Below are 24,214 nucleotides of genomic sequence, written 5' to 3'. Positions count from 1 at the left end.
AAGTGAGTAGTAGGAATACCTGAGCAACCGCAATTAGGCCTTGCTGTGAGTGGGAGGCTGATACTGCATGGATTGGTCGTTTCTCATGAAGATATTGCTCGCGACTAAGCTACCAATACAAATAGAGCCAAGGGCGATCCAAGCCATTGTATCTGGCACTTCGTTAAACAGTGGAATTGCCAATAGTGTTGCAACGGCAGGTGTTGCACTGCCAAAAGCGGCAGAGCGTTCAGCCCCTAAGGTATTAACCGCATAAAGGTAAGTGAACGCCGCTATTAAACCCGCCCCAACGCCTTGCACTGCTGAATGAACGGCAAGCTCTGTGAAGGGCCAATTAGCGATTGGTGTGTCCATTAGGTGGCTTGGGAGGGTTCCAGTAAAGATTAGGACGAGTAACAGCAAAGTAGAGCAGAGAGAAATAAAACCGGCACTGACTAACGCATTAAGATTAGCGACACGAGCTGAGATGGTAAACGTCGCCCACATTAAGCTTCCGCATAAAAACAATAAATGACCTTTGGTGTATTCGAAGTTGAAGCTGCTTAAGCTACTCCCTAAAAACAACAGTATGCCGAGCAAAACCAAACCTAAACCAACAACACGATGTCGGCTGAGTGGCTGCTTAAAAAAGAGTACCGCAATTCCTGTAACGAACAGAGGAAGCGTGCCCGGAACAAGAGCACTGCCATGAGATACCGGAACAAACTGCATGGCCGTTCCGGCAACAAGCAGATAAGGTAATCCGCTACCTACGAACATACCCGTTAGATACCGTTTAGGGACGACGGAAATTGCGCTGCGTGCTTTCCACATCAAAGGCAATAACACCAAAGCCGGTATGAGAAATCTTGTGAGAGCGATATCGGCAGGTGTTAAATCTGAATTTGCGCCGCCTTTAAGAGAAAGAAAAAAGCTCGCCCAAATGAGTAGGGTGACAGTAATAGATAAGTAGCCAAGATTCATAATTTAGAAGGAGAGTGGGTGATGACTCATTATGGAACAGTTGGTGTGCCACAGGTTGGCAAGTTTTGGCTAAACTTGAACTATCGTTGATGATTTCTGCTAATATTCACCAAATAATTAACGGATTTAACTAATGTTTGGCATTTACTATGGATAGAATTGATAGACATCTTCTCGAACTGTTACAAAAAGATGGCAGGTTAACCACGGCTGAACTTGCTGATGAAGTGGGTTTATCACCTTCGCCTTGTGCAAGACGAGTCAAAAGGCTAGAAGAAAAGGGCATTATTGACGGTTATCGTGTGAGCTTGTCACGAGAACAAGTCGGCATCGCAATGAGTGTGTTTGTTGAGGTGAGCCTAAACAACCACCAAGAAGTGTCGATAGATAAGTTTGAGGCGGCTGTTGTAGAGATGGAAGAGGTGATCAGTTGCCACGTTGTATCTGGGGCTTATGACTATTTGCTAGAAGTGGTTAGCCCGAACTTGATGGCCTACGAGGCATTTACAAGAAAACTTCAAAGGCTCTCTAACGTGAAAGATATTCATACCCACCTTGCGATAAGACAAGTAAAAGGCAATGCACCACTGCCAATTTATACCGATTAAGCCAAACTCTGAGCAGTAACACGAAGGCAGAATGAGCTGAAAACGAAATGGTTTACTCCTGAAGTAGAAGCGTGGTCAATATCAAAAATCATCCATTAAGTGTCAGGCTTCAGGCAATAAAAAACGGAGCACCTCTTGAAAGGTACTCCGTATATGATAGGTGCAAAACTTAGTGATACTTAAAGTTAGAGATTGAACAATCCCCAGTTTGTGCATTAATTCTGAATGAAAAAGCATGTGAATGATAATCCACGCCGTCATTCCAAATTGTCTCTCCAAATATCTTACATAGCTCTAGCTCACTTACTGAACCGAACTCTTCCATGTGTTTAGCTACAGATAAAAGTTTACCTCTTATCTCTGCAGTCCATTCCGTGTTACTCAAGCAGTTGAAAGCCATAGTCTTTTGCATATTACCTAGCCAAAATGTTTCTTGTTATTAAGTTATATGAAGAATCATGATAACAATTTTCTGGCGTTTGTAAATCTATTTTGTGATGAATATCTCACATACTCGCTTGCATTGGTCGGAAATTGAACTTCATTGTTGATAGATAGCACATTACTTTTACAACCTATTGATAAAGCTTTGATTAACGAGTTCTTAGAATATTATGAATGGGATTGAGCATATTTATCGGAAAAGTCCAGTCGAACGAGTGAGAGAATCTAATGGTGATTTCAGTTTGATGCATCGTTTGCTGGTTGGTTTATGTGGCGCGCTTCATCAATCATCGTCGCTTCTCTGCGGTATTTTGAAGACAGCTGACGGAATTTTTCACTGAGTGTATGGAGATCTCGGGAGAGTGATTGTGAGCTTTGGACGTGCACCTGCGCGCTTTCTGCCTGGCGTGGGAGTTTTGCTTTGGTGCAGTGTTTGGCGACGGCTTGCCATGAATACGCTAGAGAGTCAGCGCCTTCAAGTTCACTAGACACAACATACGCCTGTTGTAGCAAAACCTCGGAGACGTCATACGCGGTATTCATATGACTATTGAGCTGCACATTAAACCTTTCTTCATACTTTGCCCAAAGCTCAATGATCTGCTTTTCATTAAAGTGTTTAGATAACAATGTCTGTGACTCATAGGTTGAAAGAACTTGGTTGAACTCTTTGGTGTACTGATTATAGCGACCTTCAAAAGAGAGCTGACGATCCAACAGTGTTTGCCAGTTTTCACGGTCACAATGATTCGCTAGAGCGACATTGGCACTAAAAGTTGCGCTTACAATGATAACTTTCCCCCAAAAACTCATGACTTTCCTCTACTTACCGTGCGCTCTATTGAGAGTATAGATGAGCAGCAGCATGAGTTGATGTACACTTGAGACATACCTATAACGGAAGAGCTGGTGGATTTGATGAAAAAAGCGCTGATCGCTTTACTTGTGTTGTTGATATTGGGCGGAGGGGGAGGAGCGGCATACTACTTCTTGGTCATGAATAAAGACCCAATCCCACAAGAGAAAACGGAAGAGCCGGCGTTAGAAGCTACCGAGCAATCTGAATCTGAGCTTGTACCCATCATGGATCTTCAGCCTGAACCCGAGCAGACGGAATTTTACGTTTTGGAGAGAAAGCTTGAAGTGGTCGAGCAACCTGAAATTGATGGCTTGATAACGGATTACCTCTACAAAGGGGAAAAGGTGGAGGTACTCGAGAAACAGGGAGAATGGGCTCGTATCTCAGACTATATTGTCCTTAAAGATGGCGGCCCACAGACGGCGGAATGGGTCTCTATGTCAGGCTTATCGAATGATGAAGTCATTATTTCGGAAAAAGAAAGCAAAGAGATATTGGATTCCTATTTGGTTAAGTCTGATGACCTCAAGATCCATCAAGAAAAATTCCGTAATTCGGTGGCTAAACTGATCTCTGAGGGGGAGTGTGCCCCAAGTGATTTTGAAGAATTAGGCGGATGGGTGAAATCTGTTAAGTACAGCAATCGAGATGTCTATTTTATTTATTGTGGTGGGTTGTCCCTTGAAAACAAAATTTATCTTGATGTAAATACAAATGAAATATTTACGAAGTAAGATCCCACGCTCAATTTATTAATGCTATTTACTAAAGCCCACTCATAGGTTGAGTGGGCTTTTTTGTCTATCCATAATGTTCATCTTTCCCATTTAGAACGTTAATTATATCGAAGGTTATATAGAATAATTAGGAACCATTTATTAATGGCTAATAAGAGTTTTGTTATTATTCTCGTGATCAATCATTTCAAATTCCCACATTGCATTATTCTTGAAACAAGCTGAGAGATATAGATTTATCTCGTATTTACAAAGGCTTATCTGCTTGGTGATAAAAGTAAAATTAAACAAACCTTATTAATATCAGAGTCTTGCGTTGATTTACATAATCGTAACATTTCATTGGTTTTGGGATGCAAGTCTAGTTTTTAATCATAATACGAAAATATTTTATATTTGTAATAATAATTTTTGATTTTGAGTTGTAGGGTTTAATTAAAGCAAAACGTAAAGTTTAATTATCAACTAAGACATTATCTTATTAACATCATTGTTATTTAATTGCTTGTAAGGGATGGAACCATTAATGAAAAAGCTTGCTTTAATTACAGGGTCAAAAGGCGGTATCGGCTCAGCAATTTCCTCTAAATTAGTTGCAGACGGCTATCGTGTTATCGCGACTTATTTTACTGGAAATTACCAATGTGCCTTGGATTGGTTTAACGAAAAACAATTCACCGAAGATCAAGTGAGACTGTTTGAATTAGATGTTACCAATACTGCGGAATGTGCGCTGAGCTTAAGCAAGTTGTTAGAAGAAGAAGGCACGGTGGATGTGCTGGTCAATAACGCAGGTATTACACGTGATAGCGTCTTTAAAAAGATGGATGCCGAAGCGTGGAAAGATGTGATTGAAACGAACTTAAACAGTTTGTTCAACGTGACTCAACCTTTGTTCGCTCCTATGTGTGAAAAGGGTAACTGCCGTGTCATCAACATCTCTTCCGTCAATGGTCTTAAAGGTCAATTTGGACAGACTAACTACTCAGCAGCGAAAGCTGGAATGATTGGTTTTTCTAAAGCTTTGGCTGCAGAAGGCGCTCGTAGCGGCGTAACCGTGAACGTGATTGCCCCTGGCTACACAGCAACTCCTATGGTTGAGCAAATGAAGCCTGAAGTACTGGATTCAATCAAGAACCAAATTCCGATGAAACGCTTAGCAACACCTGTTGAAATTGCAGACGCAGTGGGCTTTTTAGCGAGTGAATCTGGCGCGTACATTACAGGCGAAACATTGTCTGTGAATGGCGGCTTGTACATGCAGTAATTGGCGAAACTGAAGGGGTTGGAATGATGGAAAAAGTATTTATTGTTGCGGCTAAGCGCACTCCTATTGGTGCATTTACCGGGTCGCTAAAAAACGTATCTGCGGGTGAACTGGCTGGCGTTGCGATCAAAGGTGCACTTGAGTCTGTCGATCTTTCGTTAGATGCGATTGATGAAGTAATCGTCGGCAACGTGATTTCGGCAGGTCAAGGCATGGGGGTTGCTCGTCAGGCTTCCATCTATGCAGGGCTTCCTGAGGAAACACCAGCATACGGCGTGAACATGATTTGCGGCAGCGGAATGAAATCAGTGATGGACGCAGCGGCGCACATCAAAGCACAAGATGCTGAAGTGGTTATTGCTGCTGGCGTTGAAGTGATGTCACAAATTCCTTTTGTGGTACCAGCGAGCGTTCGCAATGGTCACAAAATGGGTGACATCTCAATGAAAGACTTACTGGTTGGTGATGGCTTAACCGATGCGTTTAATCACTACCACATGGGCATGACCGCTGAAAATATCGCGCACACGTTGAATATTTCGCGCCTAGCTCAAGATAACTATGCTTTAGAAAGCCAACAGAAAGCAGTTGCTGCGATTGAAGCGGGTAAGTTTAACGAGCAAATCGTGCCTGTAGAAGTTAAGCAGCGCAGACAAACCGTCACTTTTGATACCGATGAGTATCCGAAGTCAGACGCGACATTCGAAGGTCTGCAAAAGCTTCGTCCAGCTTTTGACCGTGAAGGGTCTGTTACGGCAGGTAACGCTTCGGGCATCAATGATGGAGCGAGTGCAATTATCTTAGCGTCTGAGTCGGCGGTAGCGAAATATGGTCTAACACCTTTAGTGGAACTGACCAGCTACGCACAGTCAGGTTTGGACCCAAAAATCATGGGTTTAGGCCCAGTAGAAGCCGTTTCTAAAACGCTTGATAAAGCGAATCTCACTCTAGAAGAAGTAGATTTGTTTGAATTGAATGAAGCGTTTGCAGCACAAGCTCTTGGCGTAATGTACCAATTGTCAGAGCAGCATGACTTACCGCTTGATGAGTTCAAGCCAAAGGTCAATGTGAATGGTGGTGCAATCGCGCTTGGCCATCCTTTAGGTGCTTCAGGCAATCGAATTATTGTTTCACTCATCCATGAAATGCTTGAACAGAAAACGACTTATGGCGTTGCTTCACTCTGTGTGGGTGGAGGAATGGGAACCGCTGTTTTGCTAAAAGGTATTGAAGGTTAGAGCCTGATATATCGGTAGCAAGCTTAAATATCGGATCAGCTTTTCAAAGCATCGCGAGTTAATCGATGAGCGTTGGCTGAAACGATAGTGACACAAATTTATTAAACTATGTATTCATCAGGAGTTACTTATGTACACGGATATTTTCAAAACAATTACTGACCAAACTGAAAAGCAATTTGAACCGTACTTAAAGTTCAACAAGTTGGTTGCAAAGAACGTCCAAACGATGACAGAACTGCAAATGAATGCAATGCAGACATACACGAACATGGGTCTTGCGCAAATGAAAGCAGTGACTGAAATAAAAGACGTGACTAGCCTAACGGCGTTCAACAGCCAGCAACTAGCAGCGCTAACTCAACTGTCTCAACAGATGATGAGTGATAGCTCAAAAATGCAAGCTGCTGCAAAAGAGTTCAAAGAAGATGTTGAAAAACTAACAACTGAAAACTTGAAAACAGTTACACCTGCATAAATAAAATCGCCATCGAGTCAGCACAGTGTTTACTGTGAGGCTCGGTGGCGATTTTCCGATTATTGGAGTCATGTTATGTTTCAACACTTCTTTTCGGACTACCTTGTTAAACTTCAACAAACGAACCAGCAATGGTGGGAAAGCTTTGAACAAAACAAGGAAGCCGCGCAATCTCCCCTAAACCAAGCGATGCAAGAATTGAACTTTGATGATGCATCAAAAATCTTCGAGCAAGCCGCCAACCAACCCGCCGTTCTGCTTCAGTTACAATCTCAATGGTGGGAGCAGCAACTTAAGATTTGGCAAAATGCCGCACTGATGGGTAATACCGAAAGCGTCATTACTGAAGAGCGCAGTGATAAACGCTTTATTGATGAAGCGTGGAAAAATGACCCGTTTTACAGCTTTATCAAGCAGTCTTATTTGTTATTCAGCAAAAGCTATATAGACACCATTAATTCAATCGAAGGCATAGACGAGAAAACCAAGGAACGTGTGGCGTTCTTTTCACGTCAGGCTATCAATGCTCTTTCTCCTAGTAACTTCATTGCGACTAACCCAGAGTTGATGAAGCTAACGCTTGAGCGCAATGGTGAGAACTTGCTAGATGGGCTAGAGCAGCTACAAGCTGACGTTGAAGCGAGCGCGGATATCCTCAAGATCCGTATGACCAACAATAATGCCTTCCGATTAGGTGTTGATGTTGCGAACACGGAAGGTGATGTCGTTTTTCAAAATGATCTGTTCGAGCTTATTCAATACTACCCAAAAACACCTCAGGTGAACGCTACGCCTTTGTTGATCGTTCCTCCATTCATCAATAAGTACTACATTCTCGACCTTCGTGAAAAGAACTCAATGGTTCGTTGGTTGCTTGAGCAAGGGCACAGCGTCTTCATGATGTCTTGGCGCAACCCAGGTGAAGCGCAAAAAGACTTAGAGTTCGGTGACTATGTCACGGAAGGCGTAGCGAAAGCCGTGACGGCAATTGAAGATATCACGGGTAAAGAGCAAATCAATGCTGCAGGTTACTGCATTGGTGGTACTGTTCTCGCTTCAACGGTCGCTTACTATGCTGCTAAAAGAATGAAGAAACGCATTAAAACTGCGACCTTTTTTACGACTCTATTAGACTTCTCTCAGCCGGGAGAGGTTGGCGCATATATCAATGAAACGATCATTAACGCCATTGAGAAACAGAACGATGCTAAAGGATTCATGGATGGTCGTTCATTAAGCGTGACATTCAGTTTGCTTCGTGAAAACAGCCTGTACTGGAACTACTACATTGATAACTACCTAAAAGGCAGCAGCCCAATGGAGTTTGATCTGTTGTACTGGAACAGTGACAGCACTAACGTTGCAGCTAAATGCCATAATTTCTTGCTGCGTGAGCTTTACCTTGAGAATAAACTTGTTCAAGACAAAGGCGTGAAAGTAGGCGGTGTCTGGATTGATCTCAATAAGATAAAAATACCAAGCTACTTCATTTCAGCGAAAGAAGATCATATCGCGCTTTGGCAGGGGACTTACCGTGGTGCCTTGAATACCGGTGGCAACAAGACGTTCGTGCTTGGTGAATCTGGTCATATCGCGGGTATTGTTAACCATCCAGATAAGAAGAAGTACGGGTTCTGGCTGAATGACAACCTAGACGACTCGGCGGATGAGTGGCTAACTAATGCGACTCATAATGAGGGGTCTTGGTGGACACACTGGAATCAGTGGCTACAAGGTTTTGAAACTGACGAAAAAATCGAACCTTTCAATCAAGGCTCAGAGCTTAATCCTGTGATTGGCAAAGCGCCAGGCAACTATGTAAAACAGGTGCTGCCGATTGTCGATCAAGAGCAGGTTGATAAAGAGACCGCAGAGAAAGAAGCGCCAGAAAACGAAGCTTAGGGCGTTAAGTCACATTCAATTATAAAGATACACAACGTCAGATAATAAAAAAGCCACTGAAATCAGTGGCTTTTTCGTATCAACTCATATCAGAATTATCTGGTAGAAGTTGATGGAATCTCGATTGTTAATCGATTTCTTTGTCTTTACCCATAGATAAAATCCAAAGAGATACGGCTGCAACACCTGCAAAGCCACCAAGAATGATAACTGGCATAGCGCTGTAACCTAGGATGTGCCAAATTATGCTTTCTAAAGTACTCATTCAATCGCTCCTTATTGCCAGCCTTCAACGCCGTGCATGTCTGGTAGTTTGTGTGCAATACCTTTGTGACAGTCTACACACGTTTTTTCACCAGAAGCCAGCGCAGTCGAGTGTTGTTTTGCACTACGAGGGCTTTGCTCTGAGAAGTCCATGTAATCGAACTGGTGACAGTTACGACACTCAAGTGAATCGTTCTTCTTCAAACGAGCCCATTCGCGCTCAGCTAAGTGATGACGACGCTCTTTGAATTTCTCAGGCGTATCAATTGTCTTAGCAATAAAGTGAGCGTATAGCTCTTTTGATGCTTGAACTTTACGAACGATTTTATCAGTCCACTCATGCGGTACGTGACAGTCTGAACAGATTGCACGAACACCAGAACGGTTAGAGTAGTGAATTGTCTCTTGGATTTCAGCAACGATAGGTGCGTGACAGCCAGAACAGAATTCTTCCGTGTTGGTTGCCTCCATACCCGTGTTGAATGCACCCCAGAACAAAAGACCACCCGAGAAACCCAAGAACAAAACAACGCCTACGGCTGCTTTGCTTGGTGTCGCAAGTCTTTTCCAAAACGCTTTTAATAATTTCATATAATAGCCTCTCTACAATACGGCTAAGATTAGCGTAGTGAGTCAACAGGTTTGAACTCGTTCTCTACTAATGGTTTCGCATTAGCTTGAGGAACGTGACACTGCAGACAGAAGTAACGACGAGGTGAAACGTCAGCAAGTACTGCATCTTCACGGTTCATGTAGTGAGTAACACTAATTTTTGTCGCACCCATCTCTTTCGCATTTTTCCAGCTGTGGCAAGACAGACATTTGTTTGCGTTCAGAGAGACTTCGTAGCTACGGATATTGTGAGGTACCAATGGTGGCTGGTATACGTAGTCACTCTCAAGTACTTGGTCGCGAGGGTACTCTTTGAAGTCGTCAGCTGCTCGTGTTGCTTCAAGTTCACTTGCACCACGTAGAGATTCTACGCCACCAATGCCGCCAGGGTTATCCAGCTCAGCTTGAGCTACGCCAGCTAGCAAAAGACCGGCTGATAGTAGGGCAGTAATCAGTTTTTTCATGTTAATTTCTCCGCCTAAAGGCTAATTCTTTGAGAGGACTACTTCTTCAAAAGGATGAAAAAGTAGTCGCAATATTAAATACTTAAGATCGTTTCTCTAAGCCTAGGGCTTAAGCAACTTTAGTGATCTTAACTGGACACTTCTTGTAGTCTGTCTGTTTAGACAGAGGATCCGTTGCATCCAAGATCAACTTGTTGATCAGAATTCTTGCATCAAAGAATGGTACGAATACCAAGCCCTGTGGTGGACGGTTACGGCCGCGAGTTTCAACACGCACACGAACTTCACCACGTTTGTTTTCGATAAGAACTTCATCACCACGACGTAGGCCACGAGCTTTAGCGTCAGCAGGGTGCATGTAGCAAAGTGCATCCGGTACTGCTTTGTAAAGTTCTGGTACACGACGAGTCATAGTACCTGTGTGCCAGTGCTCAAGAACACGACCGGTACATAGCCACATATCGTATTCATCGTTTGGTACTTCAGGTGGCGCTTCGTATGGTGCATTGATGATCAGTGCTTTACCATCTGGTTTGCCGTAGAAGTCCCAATCAGAACCTTTCTTAGCATATGGATCTGAACCTTCTTTATAGCGCCATAGTGTCTCTTTACCGTCAACAACAGGCCAACGTAGACCACGAACTTGGTGGTAGCGATCGTATGGTGCTAAATCGTGACCGTGGCCGCGACCAAAGGCTGCGTATTCTTCGAATAGACCTTTTTGAACGTAGAAACCTTGAGCTTGTGCATCGTCGTTAAGCTCTTGAGCTTCAGACAGTGGGAATGCATCAACGTTGCCGTTTTTGTAAAGCACGTCGTACATGGTTTTGCCACGGTACTCAGGCATTTTCGCAACCAGTTCTTCACCCCAAACTTCTTCAATAGTGAAGCGCTTAGAGAATTCCATGATTTGCCATAGGTCAGACTTAGCTTCACCTACAGTTTTCACTTGTTGGTACCATGCTTGTGTACGACGCTCTGCGTTACCGTAAGCGCCTTCTTTCTCAATCCACATTGCTGTTGGAAGGATGAGGTCAGCCGCTTGAGCTGTTGCCGTTGGGTACGGGTCAGAACATACAATGAAGTTATCTGGGTTACGGTAACCTGGCAGACGTTCAGTGTTGATGTTTGGACCCGCTTGCATGTTGTTGTTACACATTACCCAGTAAGCGTTGATTTTACCGTCTTTCAACATACGGTCTTGAAGAACAGCGTGAGCGCCGGGTACCGGTGGAATGGTGCCTTCTGGAAGTTTCCAGATATCTTCTGCAATTTTACGGTGTTTAGGGTTAGCAACCACCATATCGGCAGGTAAACGGTGAGCGAATGTACCAACTTCACGCGCTGTACCACACGCTGACGGTTGGCCAGTTAGTGAGAATGGGCTGTTACCTGGAGTAGAAATCTTACCTGTAAGAAGGTGGATGTTGTATACAAGGCTGTTCATCCATACGCCACGAGTATGTTGGTTCATACCCATAGTCCAAAGTGACATTACTTTGATGTTTGGATCGGCATATTGCTTAGCCAGCTTGATAAGGTCTTCTTGAGATACACCTGACATTTCAGACGCTTTCTCAACTGTGTATTCAGCAACAGACGCTTTGTAGTCTTCGAAAGAGATAGCAGTCATTTCGCCTGAGTTAGGGTTTGCGGCTGCTTTCTGTAGTGGATCATCGTCACGCAGACCGTAACCGATGTCTGTCGTTGCTTGCTTGAAGTTCGTGTGCTTGTTCACGAAGTCCCAGTTAACGGCATCGTTTTGAATGATGTAGTTAGCAATGAAGTTAGCAATTGCTAGATCTGATTGAGGTTCGAAGATGTAACCCGTGTCTGCAAGCTCGAAAGAACGGTGGTAGTAAGTAGACAGTACGTTTACTTTAACGTGTGGGTGGCTTAGACGACGGTCTGTAATACGAGTCCATAGTACTGGGTGCATTTCTGCCATGTTTGAACCCCACAGTACGAATGCGTCTGCGTGTTCAAAGTCATCGTAACAACCCATTGGCTCATCAATACCGAAAGTGCGCATGAAGCCTACTACAGCAGAAGCCATACAGTGACGAGCGTTTGGATCTATGTTGTTTGAACGGAAACCCGCTTTCATCATCTTAACGGCTGCGTAGCCTTCCATTACTGTCCATTGGCCTGAACCGAACATACCAACACCTGTTGGACCGTTCTTCTTAAGAGATGCTTTCCATTTCTCAGCCATCACGTCGAACGCTTTGTCCCAAGATACTGGTGCGAAATCACCATCTTTATGGAACTCGCCATCTTTCATACGAAGAAGAGGCTGTTCTAGACGGTCTTTGCCGTACATGATTTTTGAAAGGAAGTAGCCTTTGATACAGTTAAGGCCTTTGTTTACTGGTGCTTCTGGGTCGCCTTGAGTCGCAACCACTTTGCCGTTTTGAGTACCTACTAGTACCGAACAGCCCGTACCACAAAAACGACAAGGCGCTTTATCCCACGTGATTTTTGTTTGATCAGAGCTAGCGATCAGGTTGGTTGCTGTTGCCGGTAGTGTTACACCTGCAACGGCTGCCGCTGATGCAGCTGCGTTTGCTTTCACAAACGCACGTCTTGTCATTTTCATACTTCACCCTCAAGTTGAGAATTGTTGCTTCCAGTTTCTAAATCCGTTTCGTCGAGTCCAGTTTCGATTTGGTGATAAACCAAAGCTGTCCCCAAAACGTTCTTAATGTTGTTTATTGCTTCGATGGTGTCCGTTACAAAACCTTGGTTTTCAGTTTCTAGGACCACGATGATTTTGCCTTCAGGGCTATCTCCGTAGATTTCAGCGTTATCGAATTGATCGATCTCCGCTTTGATCTCATTTAGATGCTCAGGGCTCACATGCACGACTAAACTTGATATATGCACTTCATTTAGTGCCATAAATTGCTCTCGTTATTTTTGTTTTATGCATTACTCACAAGAATAGCCGAAGTAGGGCAAATTGCTACGCAGGCCCCACAACCGCTACACTCATCTAACTCGATTTTTGGTAGAGCAACACTGCCTGCTCTAAGTTCAAATTGAATGGCCATAGGTTCACACATGTCACCACAGCTTCGGCATTCAACATTTTGTTGCGCTAAACACTTATCAGAGATTTGTGCTTTTGCTTGCCAAGGCTCTCCTTGCTTTGGCTTAAAAATGGGTTCGGGACAAACATCTGCACATTGATAGCAGAACGTACACTCATCAATAGAGAAATCTACAGTGGGAAAACCACCATCGCCTACAATGATTATCTTAGTCTCACAACTCTCGATGCATTTACCGCAGCGAGTACAGTCATCTGTAAAGCTTTCTAGGCTGTCAATCCAAGGCAAACGAATCTGGCTTGAGTCAACTTTTCGTCTAGAAAAAAGACGGCGTTTTGATAGATCTACCACTAGATACCTATAGATGTTACTAAGATGTTGTAATTGTAGGTCATTATTCTATTAATATCTTGTAATGAGTCCTCACAAGTAGTGTAGTTTTAGAAACAATTGTATAAATACCCCCTAAGGGCTAATTGGGGGCATATATTGTCTTAGATCAATAAATTACGGAGCGAGTGATCACATATTGAATGGAGCTATGATTTTTGATGTGTGACAATACGATATCGCTGGCAAGTCATTTATCAATAGGAAGGCACTTTTGCTTATAAAACCGGTTTCATCTGTAACAAGTACGATAGCAAAATCTTTGCTCTCTATACTGCTGTTGTCGGTTGCTACGACTGGCTTTGCCATCTTTACTTTGGCTTCAAGTTTGAATGATGCGGAAGCGGTTAACGTGGCCGGTTCAATGCGAATGCAAAGCTACCGTTTAGCCCATGATATTCAAATAGAATCTGTCGATTATGAATCTCATATTCGTGAATTCGAAAGTTCTCTTTACTCGCCATCCATGACTAATTTGGTCAGTTGGAATGTTCCGACAGACATCACAGAAGATTACTATTTAATTATCGGCCGTTGGCATGAGCTAAAACAGGTCTTGAATAGCGAAGAGCGCGATCACTATCTCGTGTTGGTTGAAAACTTCGTGGCTGAAATCGATGGCTTCGTTTATAAGCTGCAAGAATTCTCTGAAGACAAGTTAATAAAGTTAGCGTGGGCTGGTGGTATCGGCCTTGGTGGGATTCTGGTCATATCTCTTTTTGTTGTTCACTTTGTACGTAAACAGGTTGTTAAACCGCTACATGCTCTTGTCGGTGCGAGCCAAAGAATCAAAAACAGCGACTTCGAGGTAGAACTCAAGGTGACCAGTAACAACGAAATGGGCATTTTGACCAAAACCTTCAACTCGATGGCCAAAGATTTAGGCGTGCTTTATCGAAACCTTGAAGATGTGGTGGATGCAAAGACGATTGAGCTGCAAAATGCGAACCAGTCGCTGCAGGCACTTTATAACTCGTCACAAGAGCTCACGGTGACGCGTATTGCTCCTGAAAACTTCCGAGCTATCTTGCAGCATCTAGTGAGCTTGGAAGGGATTGGATCACTGAGGCTCGAGATTGTCGATAACTCAGGCCGTTCATTGATTATGGATGAAGGTTACGATTCGAATTTAGACTACGAAAAGTTTGAGATGAAACTCGACGATAACGAACTTATTCTCGGCTATTTATACTGTTCATATCACCACGGGCACTCAACTAAAGCTCTGATCGAAAGCTTCATTCAACTGCTATCGAGAGCGATCTACTACAATCGTGCTCAAAAGAAAGCTGAACAGCTTATTATCATGGAAGAGCGTGCCACGATTGCACGTGAACTCCACGATTCATTGGCTCAATCACTGTCGTACTTGAAAATTCAAGTTACACTATTAAAGCGTGTGATTGGCAAACTGCCAGAGCAACAGCACCGAGAGCAATCTGAACAAATCGCGTCTGAGATCGGAAACGGCTTAGCCGACGCTTATACCCAGTTAAGAGAGCTACTCACCACATTTAGGTTGACCATTAAAGAGGGCAACTTTGGAGACGCCTTAAGTACCATGCTTGAGGCGCTCAGCGAGAGAACCGATGCGAAGATTAACCTCACTAATAATCTCTCATCGATCGAGCTTGATGCGCATAGTCAGGTTCACTTGCTTCAATTGATTCGTGAAGCAACAATAAATGCAATAAAACACGCCAATGCCGACTTGATAGATGTATGCTGTATCGATGAGGACGGTGAAGTATTAGTCGTGATAAAAGATAATGGAGATGGCTTTGACTCAAGTAGTTCCAAGGTGAACCACTACGGGATGAGCATTATGCAGGAGCGTGCGGCAAGACTGAATGGCGACTTGACGATTGAAGCGGCGCAAGGTGAAGGCTGTACAGTCATATTGAAATATAAAAGTTTGAAGGAAGTTAAAGTTGACGATTTGTAAAGTAATGCTGGTTGATGATCATCCATTGATGCGCAGAGGTATAAGCCAATTACTGAGCTTTGAAGACGAATTCGAAGTGATTGCAGAAGCAAGTAACGGCACTGAAGCGGTTGCTCTTGCTCATGAAGAAGAACCTGATTTGATCCTTTTGGATCTCAATATGAAGGGCATGTCTGGTTTAGATACCTTGAAAGCACTTCGCACTGACGGTTCTAGCGCAAACATTGTTATTCTAACGGTTTCTGATAGCCCTGCAGACATTGAAGCGATTGTAAAAGCAGGCGCTGATGGCTACTTGTTGAAAGACACTGAACCCGATGAGTTAATTGAACTGCTTAAGCAAGCACACAGCGGTGACAAGGCTTACAGCAGTGTGGTTGCTCGCTACCTAAATGATGCTGGAAGCCGCAATGATATCTTCGAACAACTGACTGAACGTGAAATGCAGATCCTTCAAGAAGTCGCGAAAGGTTACCGTAATAAGCAGATCGCCGATCACCTGTTTATTTCTGAATCGACAGTTAAGGTACATATGAAAAGCTTGTTGAAAAAGCTGCAAGTGCCTTCCCGTACCGCTGCAACGGTTCTGTATCTAGAACGCTATGGTGAAATGAAGTAGGGCTTGTTCCTTTGAGATAACACTATTTCAAGCCTGACTGTTTATACATTTTGTACATGTCTCGATAGTTTTAACGATGTTGAGAAAGTGACATTAAAAAAGGCGCTGAACTTATTAAGTTCAGCGCCTTTTTGTTTACGCATTTTATATTCAGTATTGGTGTTCGTTTGTTCTTCGTTCTTTGAGATTAGAAACTTAAGGCTTACGCCGACATTGGAACCAATACAAGCGTACCGAAGATAACCGTAATAAGACCACAGATTACGGGTACAGACGTACGTTTTACGACTTCAAATGGGCTGATTTTACCCATGCCAGAAGTCGCTACAATTACACCCGAAACAGGAGAAATTGTACGGCCTAAGTTAGACGCTTGAAGCATTGGGATGATTAGGAACGCAGGGTTCAAGCCCATTTTCGCAGCAAGTGACGGAGCCAGTTCTACGAATGCATAGAATGGCGCGTTACCAGAACCTGTCGCGATAGCAGCAGCAACTGTTAGACCAGTCAGGATAAGCATTAATGCGATACCGCCAGCGCCAGCTGATTCAGCAAGGCCGATTAGGTTATCAATTGCACCGATAGACATTAGGCCCTGAGCAAATACACCCGCCGCAACCAACAGCATTACGACGCCTTTAAATGCTTCGGCCATACCTTGGTAGCAAGAATCTAGGTCTTCTAGTGTTTTTTCGCCGTCAAACTTCTTCACAACGTAATCGATAACAGCGCCCACGAAAATTGAACCTACTACGATGGTGTAGATATCAAGTGAAAGGCCCGGAATGGTACGACCGTTGAATAGAAATACTCCAAAAATAGGTAAGAATGGAAGAGCAGCATAAAAAGCCGGCGCATTCGTTTCAATTTCTGAAACGTCTACTTTTTCCATTGGCGTGTTTTCTTTCTTATCTAGGTATTTGTTCCAGAAGAAAGCCGCACCCGCCATCACGATGATCGCACAGATAGAAACAGGCAGTACCGTTTGAACAGCAAACACATCAAGAGACATACCTGATTTTTCTGCTGCGATAACCACATCACCCGACGTTGGTGAAAGAATGATTGCTGCAGGTGATGCACAAACCGCCACCGCTGCTGGACGAGAAATACCCATTGCCGTCATCATTGGGAATAGGGTCGCCATCAATAGCACGCCAAGGCCTGTTGCAGAACTTACTGCTAGAGACATTAGACACGCTACGATGTAAGCCGCAACAAGAAGTACGTATGGAGATTTGATAGCAGCAAGCGGTTTAGAGAATTGTTTTACTACCACATTGTTTGCGCCGATATGCGTCATGTAAGAAGCAAAGCCACAAAGAAGCATGATTTGCATGCCTAGGCCGCCCCCGCGGTACTGAAGCATGTATTTAACAAATTCTAGTGAGTCGGTAACCATGTTACCTGTTGAAGCTACCTTAGCTGGTAAGACTGTGTGACCAATAAGGCCGGTGATAAGAAGTAGGGAAAGGCCAGCAGTTAGTAATACACCCGCCGCTTTATAGCCTTTTACAATAAAGTAACCAACAGCAATAGTAATCACTAATCCGATCAAGAGCTCTAACATAGAAATCTCCACAAAGTTTAAAAAATATAAGAAAGTGTTTCAGAATATGACAATGAATGTACAGAAAACTGCACTGTGGCACGAGGCATAGTTGAGGTTGATATGATCTAAGACAAACATTTTTTTCGATGTTAATTGTGGTTGTAAATCGTGAATAACTACTGTTGTTTAGATGTTAATAAACAAATTTTGTGGCTTGTCAGAATATAACTTGGATCACTTTTATAGTGAGGAGTTGTATACAAAGGTGTGGATTTATAAATCTATGACTTTTGGAGCCTAACGTGCAGAACTAAAAAGAAGTGTGTATTTTTACATGATATCGGATTAATTTATGAACTGATGCCTACTGGGAATGGAAAGTTAAGTAGGCTTCAGCGAGAGTTGAATTGATGTGGAAATGCATAGCTCCTAACGTATTGGCTTAAGTACAGCTACTGACCGAAATAGTTGATAGTTAAACGATTAGTTAATGTTCAATTCAGGATCTGCATTCGAGTAAGTGGGCAGGTCGGCGCATATCACTTTTTTACAGAAGTGAATCATTCCGCGCTGAGTGACCAATAATAATTCATCATTATTTAGTGGGATATAAGCCATGGTATCTGAAGAAAGCACTGCACCTTCACTGATCATCACCTTTTCGTAAAATGTGAGCTCTCTATTTGGTATGATTTGTTCATGTTGAGTCTCGTCTAAAGAAATGTCGTGTTGGGTTACCACGTAAGTACCTGACGACGCAAAGCCAGCTTCTTTCGTAGAGACATATAACAATTCATAGCTGTTATTCTTCTTAAACTCGATATTAACGGCAGCTTGATTATAAATGACTTTTTCTTGTGGGTTGACCACCGAGGCTGTGTTGGATAAATAATGACCTTTAAGATAACTTTGAGGAATAAAGGTTGTCATCCATCCGGCCATAATACCGATTATGGCGATTGCAACGAAGATCTGTTTTTCTTTATTCACAAGTCACTCCTTTAAATTCACTTGGGAAGCTCAGAGATTTTCCTGAATTATCGATGATGATTTTTTTTTCCTTATATTCGTAAAGCGTCACGTTGAATAACTCATTAAAAGTGAACTCGTCGGATTCGATTTTACAAGAGATAAAATGTTGACCCACGAGATCTTCGCCTAGGCTATTTCTATCTAAATAAGAAAACAGATAATGGGATAAACCTGCAGTCACTACAAATAATACAATCAGTGCTAGTACACTACTTGTTTTTTTCTTAGCCGCGGTTGGTGATCTGTCTGGCGCTGTGTTGTCTTCAGGTTGTTTCGTTTCTTGTATTGGTTGCGATTGAACTATACGCAGCGCGCGTTCTTTGTCTTGTGTCACTTGTCCTGCAAATCGGTAGCCTTTACCGCGCTCAGTGACGATGATCATCCCCCTCTTATCTTCTAACGCTTTTCGGCAAATCGAGATGGTTTGCATTAGGCTGCCATCTTCAACGTAGATACCTTTAGACACCCACACTTGTTCAATAAGAACTTGGCGCGTGATCACCTCATTGGGTCTCGAGATAAAAAACTTAAGTAGCTCTGATTCGTTAGAACCTATTGGGTACGTACGACCTGTCTTAAAGTGATGGATTTCACTCTCTTCTAAATTGACCTGTATATCATCATTGATAATAAATTCAGCAGACATCTGGATTCTCATTGTTATAAGCGTTCTCACTGAAATATAACAAATACCACTATAAATATAAACTCACTCACTTTGTCTTATTTTATGTTTAAATAATTGAATTTGTTTGATTATCCCTCTTTTTATATTCCCTTATAAACCTTTTTGAGGTTGTTTAATGTGGTTTCAGGTGCTTGCCGCCAGTCGCTATTAGATCATTAACGGGTGACACTGATTTAGTGGGTGTGGGTTAACTGCTCAAATTTCTTACGTAGTTTTATCAACGTGTCATTCCAACTCTGTGTTGCCTTGCTCTCTACGAATAAAAGTCGAGCTTACCTCCGACTCAATCGGCAATTCAAATAACGATAAATCGCATGACCACACCAGTTAAATGCGAAAGCTACGAAGGAGCTGTTTTGAAAGATTTCAATAAGCCGTATATATGTGGACTAATTACGCTTGCCTTACTCGGCTGTCAGTCTGAAGACTCGGCTCAAGATGCCGTATTGATATTGGTTCCCTACAACATTAATGAATTACCAAAACCGAACGATGGTTATGGGTATGACGAGGATGGAACAATATCCGGTGTCGGTGAAGACGTTGTCGTAATGTCATCGACTAACGACGCGTATTATCAGGACTACAACAACTCATACGCAGCCCTAGACGGTTGGGGACTTTGTGCAGAACCGATTTTGATTCCTCTAAAAAGTGTTAATTCTGATAAACGTTATCCACTCAATAACGAAACCTTAGCCGGGAATGTTGTATTAATTGATGAAATAACAGGTGATGAAGTTGACACTCAAATATCGGCCGATGGTTCCAATATAATTATTCAGTGCGAATCAGGATTAAAAGAGGGGACGACTTATTCGATCGTTGTTACTGACGGGGTAAAAACTGAATTTAATGAGCCTTTAAAAGCAGATGCCAGTTTTGATGAGTTGATTTATTCAGACGTCCCATTAAATAACGAAAAAGAAGAAGTCCTTCAAGATCAAGTATTGAGTGCTATTGAATCATATTATGCGTTATATCCAGAGAAAGGTATTCCCGTTTATGCTGCGCAGTTTAAAACACAGAGTTCGTATTCGTCGCTAGATGCAATGAAAAGAAACCATCTGCAATATGGTAGTTCATTCACCCAAGAAGAGCCTGTAATTGTAGAGGAAAAGCGGGGATATAACCTGTATACAAAAGTGCTAAAAATTCCGTCGTACTTACCTTTTACAAAAGAGAGGGAGGCGGAATGTATCGTCGATGAATTTGACCCGAAAGAAAATTGCCCACCACTGTATGAATGGATTACCAACACTTCCGGTAGTTTTCCAACTGCGGAGAATCCAATGCCTCAAAAGACAGAAGACCTTGAGGTGACGGCAGATATATACGTACCAAAAGAGTTTAACTGGAATAGTTTTATAGAGTTACCTGTCGTTATTTTTATTCATGGTGTTACAGCAGAGCGCGGCACTGCTTCTTTAATGGCTGCGGAATATACTGATAAAGGTTATGCCGTGGTTACGATCGATATGCCATATCACGGTGAGCGGATACGTTATGACTCAAGCCCTGAGCACGTGGAAATTAGTGCCCGAGCAAACAAAGCCTTCTTCATCAATATTGATTCCCCTTTAGCGCTTCGTTCTAACCTCCAGCAGTCTGTTTCTGATTTTCTGGGTCTACGCTATGCGTTGAGCCAAGAAGGTTGGGTTGATAACAATAACGTTCATCTAATCGGACAATCGTTGGGTGGGATCATGTCGGTAATGGTGAGTGAGTTTAGTCAAGCAAGCCCTGATTTTCTCTCGGATACTAATCCTAATTTTGAATTCAATACGGTGAACTTTGTTGTTCCGGGGCAGGGGCTAACCAACTTGGTTCTGTCTTCTCAAACCTTAGGCCCTGAAATGTCTGAAGGTGTTAAGAAGTCTCCTGATGTTCAGCGTGGCATTGCTGAAACTGTCATACCAGATACATGCATAACAGAAGCAACGAATCAACAATGTATTGAAGCACTTAGAGAGTTTGTAGAGCTTTCATCTGATAACGCGCTGCTTGTTAATCAGCTAGAGAACGACATCTTCGATTTAGTTGTTACCGACCTTAAACAAGGAGTTCAAGCAACAATTGATAGTGCAGACCCTGCTAGTTTCATCTCTCGTCAAGTTAAGGCTGAGCAACCGACTCTTTTGTTAGCTGCAGTTGGAGATTGCGGCGAAACCTGTGACGTTGGCGTTGATTATGTGCCAGACAGCGTAATTCCGAATACCGCGCCAAATAATATTCGAACTGGCACTGAGCCCTTAATTACTGCCCTTGGTTTAGACCCAATAACGGGTACAAAGCGTGATCAGATCGAACTCGGTGGAGTCATAAGAACGACAACCGGTGGACATGGTACGTACTTATTCCCGTATGAAGGCCCCGTTGATGAAAATGGCCTACCGGGTATGCCAGGCGAAAATATGTCAGATGTACGTGAAGCCGTGACAACCCAACAATTAGCTGTTGCTTCGATGGTGATGACTGACGGTTCGCTTGTTGTCATTAATAACGAAGATCATATCGAAACAGAGGTGCCTCAAGATGAAGAATAAACTTTTATTGGGCACTGCAGCTGCTCTGATCCCTTGTTTAACTAGTGCGGCTGGCTTTCAACTTAACGCTCAGTCAGCAACAGGTTTAGGTCGTGCATTCGCGGGCGACGCTGTAATGGCAGATAGCGCAGCAATTGTTGCCAAAAACAGTGCAGCGATGGCTTACATCGAACAACCTATGTTGTCGGTAGGCGCTATCTATATTGATAGTGGAATTGATGTATCGAATATCAGTTATACGCCTTTGATAGGTGATACGACATCAATCAGTGACCAAGAGCTCAGCGCGGGTACGCTAGTACCGAATATCCATTACGTGCATCCCATTCAAGATTCCAAATTTACCTTGGGCGCAACCGTCCATTCCAATTTCGGTACGGATGTTGAGTTTGATGATTCGTTTGAAGCGGATGAGTTTGGAGGAAAAACAGCGCTCTCAAGTATCAATGTCGGCTTTGCCGTCGCTTATGAGCTCTCTGAAAAGATCAATTTAGGCGCAGGTATTGATGTTATCTACGGAGAGGGCGAAATCTCGCGAAAAAATCTTCTGAATGTGGACGCTGACGGCTTCGGTTTGGGGGCAAATATTGGTGCGACCTACCAAGTCAATGAACATAACAAGTTTGGCATTACTTACCGTTACAGCCCAGATATCGAAGTGGAAGGTGACATTACCAAAGGCGGTGTCCCTGCCGACAAGATGAATGTCCCGTTACCTGACACTCTAGAGTTTTCCGGTTGGCACCAGCTCAACGAACAGTGGGCTTTTCACTACAGCCTGCAGTGGGTGAACTGGTCTGAATTTGACTCGCTAACATCTAACTCTTATGACGACTCGATCAAAGAATATCAATGGAAAGATGCAGGGCATGTTTCTGTCGGTGGTACGTACACCATGTCGAAAGACATCGTTCTACGAGCGGGTTATATGTACGACATTTCCCCAACTGATGAACTTACATCGTTATCAATTCCTGATGTTAACCGTCATTGGCTCACGGTCGGAGGGACATATAACTTCACGGCTGCCAGTTCTGTGGACATTGGTGTCGGATTTATCATCGGAGAATCACAAGGTATTGACGAAAGCCTGACGACGATCCCAGGAACGAGTTCCAATATAACTGCTGATGTGACTGCCGATGCTCTCTTGCTCGGTGTTCAGTATCAGCATCGTTTTTAACTTTTACTTTGGAGTTCAGAACGTAAAAATTTAGGAATCATATAAAAATTGCAGGGCTCGACAGTGAGTTGAGCCCTTTTCTCATTATTAGCTGTTTTAGCATTATTTAAATAGCTGGAAGCTCATTAAGTAAGAAATAGCTGCTTAGAAAAACGTTTTAATTCAGACGAATTCAACGGTTATGGTTATTAAAAATGAAATTTACAAAGCTTAGTAAAACAATCTGTTTGGCACTGTTTGCCTTACATATCTCTCCATCGTTTGCCCAAGACTCAAACTTAATTCCTGTGACTATCGAAAAAGCGCACAAACAAGCATTCACATCTTCAATCAACGAGGTTGGCAAAATCAGGGCAACGGATTCTGCAGCATTAACATTCAGTGCCTCCGACAAAATTCTCAACATCCATTTCAAAGATGGAGATTCAGTTAAAAAAGGCGAACTGATTGCTCAATTGGACAATACCAAAGCGAAAGCTGATTTAGACAAAGCAAGAAGCTCTCTAGCGCTAGCAAAGTCGAAATTAAAGCGAGTACAAGAATTACTAAAGAAACAGCCTGACTCTATGTCTCAACAAGATGTTGAAGAATTGGGAGAGCAGGCGAATTTAGCAGCGGCTGATTTCCGTCAGAAAGAAGCGCTAATGAATGACTATTTGTTGGTTGTGCCATTTGATGGGCAGTTAACCAACTTTACCCACTCAGTGGGCAGTAAGATTGATAGTGCAACCGCGTTGGTGAGCTTGATCAAACTCGATCCTGTCGAAGTTCAGTATTCAATTGGACAGTCGGATTTAGGTAACGCGCAGCTTGGACAGAACGTTTCCATCCAAGTTGATGCTTTTGTTGATGAAGCCTTCTCTGGTGTGGTGGATTACATAGCGCCAGCCGTTGATGAAAGCTCTGGCCGCGTAGAAGTGCACGCGCATGTGACCAACCCTGATCATCGTTTAGTCCCAGGTATGTTTTCCAAAGTAAGTCAAATGACGAGCGAGGATTCAACGAAGATGGTGGTTTCTCAAAACTCAGTTCAAGCAAAAGATGCGCAGCGCTTTGTTTGGGTTGTGAATGGTGAAAAGATTGAGCAACGCGTTGTTGAATTGGGTGTGAATACTAACGACGGATATGTTGTTGTCGAGAAGGGATTAACACTAGGCGATAACGTCGTTGTGACGGGGCAACAGAACCTAAAGAAAGCGTCGTTAGTTAAGGTCATGAACCCAAATGCTGAGCAGAAAACGGTTGAGCTGAGAACCGAGCAGGCCGCTAAAGATAGCTCGGAAAAAGCCGTTAAGCCTGAAGCAGAAATGACCGAAATTCAAGTTGATGAGTCACACCCGATTGAACCTTCTGTTGATTGGACTGAATCA

Annotated in this window: 23 protein-coding genes; 11 read left to right on the top strand and 12 right to left on the bottom strand. The window is 43.1% G+C overall.

Annotation, left to right across the window (positions count from 1 at the left end; all coding sequences use genetic code 11):
* Positions 1-33: 33 nt before the first annotated feature.
* Entirely contained in the window at positions 34-963 is a 930-nt protein-coding gene (locus AB4375_RS17485; RefSeq protein ID WP_372052146.1) for a DMT family transporter, read from the bottom strand.
* Positions 964-1,112: 149 nt separating this feature from the next.
* Here AB4375_RS17485 and AB4375_RS17480 point away from each other — a divergent pair, with 149 nt between their 5' ends.
* Complete coding sequence (locus tag AB4375_RS17480; RefSeq protein ID WP_017062622.1) at positions 1,113-1,571, top strand: Lrp/AsnC family transcriptional regulator; 459 nt, start codon at positions 1,113-1,115, stop codon at positions 1,569-1,571.
* Between the two features lie 169 nt (positions 1,572-1,740).
* On the opposite strand, the gene AB4375_RS17475 is transcribed toward AB4375_RS17480, so the two are convergent.
* Together AB4375_RS17475 and AB4375_RS17470 are read right to left on the bottom strand one after the other, a co-directional pair.
* Positions 1,741-1,983 (bottom strand): hypothetical protein, encoded by a 243-nt coding sequence (locus tag AB4375_RS17475; protein WP_017062621.1) that lies wholly within the window; start codon positions 1,981-1,983, stop codon positions 1,741-1,743.
* Between the two features lie 269 nt (positions 1,984-2,252).
* A complete protein-coding gene (locus AB4375_RS17470) occupies positions 2,253-2,828 on the bottom strand; it encodes a hypothetical protein (RefSeq protein WP_372052145.1) in 576 nt (191 codons plus the stop codon).
* 96 nt (positions 2,829-2,924) lie between these two features.
* On the opposite strand from AB4375_RS17470, the gene AB4375_RS17465 reads away from it, so the two are divergent.
* From AB4375_RS17465 to phaC, 5 genes are all read left to right on the top strand, one after another.
* A complete protein-coding gene (locus AB4375_RS17465) occupies positions 2,925-3,608 on the top strand; it encodes an SH3 domain-containing protein (RefSeq protein ID WP_136979884.1) in 684 nt (227 codons plus the stop codon).
* A gap of 529 nt (positions 3,609-4,137) precedes the next feature.
* On the top strand, positions 4,138-4,878 hold the full coding sequence (locus AB4375_RS17460) for an SDR family oxidoreductase (RefSeq protein WP_017062618.1): 741 nt from the start codon (positions 4,138-4,140) through the stop codon (positions 4,876-4,878).
* Between the two features lie 26 nt (positions 4,879-4,904).
* Positions 4,905-6,116: an acetyl-CoA C-acetyltransferase gene (locus AB4375_RS17455; RefSeq protein ID WP_029235610.1), complete on the top strand. Its 1,212-nt coding sequence runs from the start codon at positions 4,905-4,907 to the stop codon at positions 6,114-6,116.
* A 130-nt stretch (positions 6,117-6,246) separates the two neighbouring features.
* Positions 6,247-6,594, top strand: a complete 348-nt coding sequence (locus AB4375_RS17450; protein WP_372052144.1) for a phasin family protein — start codon at positions 6,247-6,249, stop codon at positions 6,592-6,594.
* A gap of 75 nt (positions 6,595-6,669) precedes the next feature.
* Entirely contained in the window at positions 6,670-8,496 is a 1,827-nt protein-coding gene (phaC, locus tag AB4375_RS17445) for a class I poly(R)-hydroxyalkanoic acid synthase (RefSeq protein WP_372052143.1), read from the top strand.
* A gap of 127 nt (positions 8,497-8,623) precedes the next feature.
* Here phaC and AB4375_RS17440 read toward each other — a convergent pair whose 3' ends face one another.
* The 6 genes from AB4375_RS17440 to napF form a co-directional block, all read right to left on the bottom strand.
* Entirely contained in the window at positions 8,624-8,761 is a 138-nt protein-coding gene (locus AB4375_RS17440) for a TIGR02808 family protein (RefSeq protein WP_017069145.1), read from the bottom strand.
* A gap of 11 nt (positions 8,762-8,772) precedes the next feature.
* Entirely contained in the window at positions 8,773-9,351 is a 579-nt protein-coding gene (locus tag AB4375_RS17435) for a NapC/NirT family cytochrome c (RefSeq protein WP_017069144.1), read from the bottom strand.
* A gap of 29 nt (positions 9,352-9,380) precedes the next feature.
* Positions 9,381-9,836 (bottom strand): nitrate reductase cytochrome c-type subunit, encoded by a 456-nt coding sequence (locus AB4375_RS17430; protein ID WP_017069143.1) that lies wholly within the window; start codon positions 9,834-9,836, stop codon positions 9,381-9,383.
* Between the two features lie 109 nt (positions 9,837-9,945).
* Positions 9,946-12,435 carry a periplasmic nitrate reductase subunit alpha gene (gene napA / locus AB4375_RS17425; protein WP_104216304.1) on the bottom strand — a complete coding sequence of 830 codons (2,490 nt, stop codon included), beginning with the start codon at positions 12,433-12,435 and terminating at the stop codon, positions 9,946-9,948.
* Positions 12,432-12,737, bottom strand: coding sequence for a chaperone NapD (locus tag AB4375_RS17420; RefSeq protein ID WP_017062612.1), 306 nt, complete (start codon positions 12,735-12,737; stop codon positions 12,432-12,434). Before AB4375_RS17420 ends, napA begins: the two co-directional genes overlap by 4 nt.
* A 23-nt stretch (positions 12,738-12,760) precedes the next feature.
* A complete protein-coding gene (napF, locus tag AB4375_RS17415) occupies positions 12,761-13,240 on the bottom strand; it encodes a ferredoxin-type protein NapF (RefSeq protein ID WP_017062611.1) in 480 nt (159 codons plus the stop codon).
* A 253-nt stretch (positions 13,241-13,493) separates the two neighbouring features.
* Here napF and narQ point away from each other — a divergent pair, with 253 nt between their 5' ends.
* Entirely contained in the window at positions 13,494-15,224 is a 1,731-nt protein-coding gene (gene narQ, locus AB4375_RS17410) for a nitrate/nitrite two-component system sensor histidine kinase NarQ (RefSeq protein WP_017062610.1), read from the top strand.
* A complete protein-coding gene (locus AB4375_RS17405) occupies positions 15,211-15,843 on the top strand; it encodes a response regulator (RefSeq protein ID WP_017062609.1) in 633 nt (210 codons plus the stop codon). Before narQ ends, AB4375_RS17405 begins: the two co-directional genes overlap by 14 nt.
* Positions 15,844-16,045: 202 nt before the next feature.
* Here the strand turns inward: AB4375_RS17405 and dcuC are convergent, their stop codons facing one another.
* The 3 genes from dcuC to AB4375_RS17390 all read right to left on the bottom strand — a co-directional run bounded on the left by dcuC (position 16,046) and on the right by AB4375_RS17390 (position 19,073).
* The gene (gene dcuC / locus AB4375_RS17400; RefSeq protein WP_372052139.1) at positions 16,046-17,413 is read right to left on the bottom strand and encodes an anaerobic C4-dicarboxylate transporter DcuC; all 1,368 of its coding nucleotides are present in this window, start codon (positions 17,411-17,413) and stop codon (positions 16,046-16,048) included.
* A 465-nt stretch (positions 17,414-17,878) separates the two neighbouring features.
* The gene (locus tag AB4375_RS17395) at positions 17,879-18,385 is read right to left on the bottom strand and encodes a hypothetical protein (RefSeq protein WP_017069139.1); all 507 of its coding nucleotides are present in this window, start codon (positions 18,383-18,385) and stop codon (positions 17,879-17,881) included.
* Positions 18,378-19,073 (bottom strand): winged helix-turn-helix domain-containing protein, encoded by a 696-nt coding sequence (locus AB4375_RS17390; RefSeq protein WP_017069138.1) that lies wholly within the window; start codon positions 19,071-19,073, stop codon positions 18,378-18,380. Before AB4375_RS17390 ends, AB4375_RS17395 begins: the two co-directional genes overlap by 8 nt.
* 356 nt (positions 19,074-19,429) lie before the next feature.
* On the opposite strand from AB4375_RS17390, the gene AB4375_RS17385 reads away from it, so the two are divergent.
* The 3 genes from AB4375_RS17385 to AB4375_RS17375 form a co-directional block, all read left to right on the top strand.
* On the top strand, positions 19,430-21,661 hold the full coding sequence (locus tag AB4375_RS17385) for a lipase (RefSeq protein ID WP_017069137.1): 2,232 nt from the start codon (positions 19,430-19,432) through the stop codon (positions 21,659-21,661).
* Positions 21,651-22,844, top strand: coding sequence for an outer membrane protein transport protein (locus tag AB4375_RS17380; RefSeq protein ID WP_017069136.1), 1,194 nt, complete (start codon positions 21,651-21,653; stop codon positions 22,842-22,844). Before AB4375_RS17385 ends, AB4375_RS17380 begins: the two co-directional genes overlap by 11 nt.
* A gap of 194 nt (positions 22,845-23,038) precedes the next feature.
* On the top strand, positions 23,039-24,214 hold a 1,176-nt coding region (locus AB4375_RS17375; protein ID WP_372052136.1), incomplete at its 3' end, for an efflux RND transporter periplasmic adaptor subunit.

This window comes from Vibrio sp. 10N.261.51.C6 (genome assembly GCF_041471785.1).
Classification (GTDB): domain Bacteria; phylum Pseudomonadota; class Gammaproteobacteria; order Enterobacterales; family Vibrionaceae; genus Vibrio; species Vibrio crassostreae_C.
This window is presented reverse-complemented; position numbering and strand designations above follow the sequence as displayed.

Coding starts and splice junctions, on each gene's coding strand:
- AB4375_RS17385 (WP_017069137.1), top strand. CDS start 19,430: ATGACCACACCAGTTAAATGCGAAAGCTACGAAGGAGCTGTTTTGAAA.
- AB4375_RS17420 (WP_017062612.1), bottom strand. CDS start 12,737: ATGGCACTAAATGAAGTGCATATATCAAGTTTAGTCGTGCATGTGAGC.
- phaC (WP_372052143.1), top strand. CDS start 6,670: ATGTTTCAACACTTCTTTTCGGACTACCTTGTTAAACTTCAACAAACG.
- AB4375_RS17430 (WP_017069143.1), bottom strand. CDS start 9,836: ATGAAAAAACTGATTACTGCCCTACTATCAGCCGGTCTTTTGCTAGCT.
- AB4375_RS17440 (WP_017069145.1), bottom strand. CDS start 8,761: ATGAGTACTTTAGAAAGCATAATTTGGCACATCCTAGGTTACAGCGCT.
- AB4375_RS17460 (WP_017062618.1), top strand. CDS start 4,138: ATGAAAAAGCTTGCTTTAATTACAGGGTCAAAAGGCGGTATCGGCTCA.
- AB4375_RS17450 (WP_372052144.1), top strand. CDS start 6,247: ATGTACACGGATATTTTCAAAACAATTACTGACCAAACTGAAAAGCAA.
- AB4375_RS17475 (WP_017062621.1), bottom strand. CDS start 1,983: ATGCAAAAGACTATGGCTTTCAACTGCTTGAGTAACACGGAATGGACT.
- AB4375_RS17380 (WP_017069136.1), top strand. CDS start 21,651: ATGAAGAATAAACTTTTATTGGGCACTGCAGCTGCTCTGATCCCTTGT.
- AB4375_RS17470 (WP_372052145.1), bottom strand. CDS start 2,828: ATGAGTTTTTGGGGGAAAGTTATCATTGTAAGCGCAACTTTTAGTGCC.
- AB4375_RS17485 (WP_372052146.1), bottom strand. CDS start 963: ATGAATCTTGGCTACTTATCTATTACTGTCACCCTACTCATTTGGGCG.
- AB4375_RS17435 (WP_017069144.1), bottom strand. CDS start 9,351: ATGAAATTATTAAAAGCGTTTTGGAAAAGACTTGCGACACCAAGCAAA.
- AB4375_RS17480 (WP_017062622.1), top strand. CDS start 1,113: ATGGATAGAATTGATAGACATCTTCTCGAACTGTTACAAAAAGATGGC.
- dcuC (WP_372052139.1), bottom strand. CDS start 17,413: ATGTTAGAGCTCTTGATCGGATTAGTGATTACTATTGCTGTTGGTTAC.
- AB4375_RS17390 (WP_017069138.1), bottom strand. CDS start 19,073: ATGTCTGCTGAATTTATTATCAATGATGATATACAGGTCAATTTAGAA.
- AB4375_RS17455 (WP_029235610.1), top strand. CDS start 4,905: ATGGAAAAAGTATTTATTGTTGCGGCTAAGCGCACTCCTATTGGTGCA.
- napA (WP_104216304.1), bottom strand. CDS start 12,435: ATGAAAATGACAAGACGTGCGTTTGTGAAAGCAAACGCAGCTGCATCA.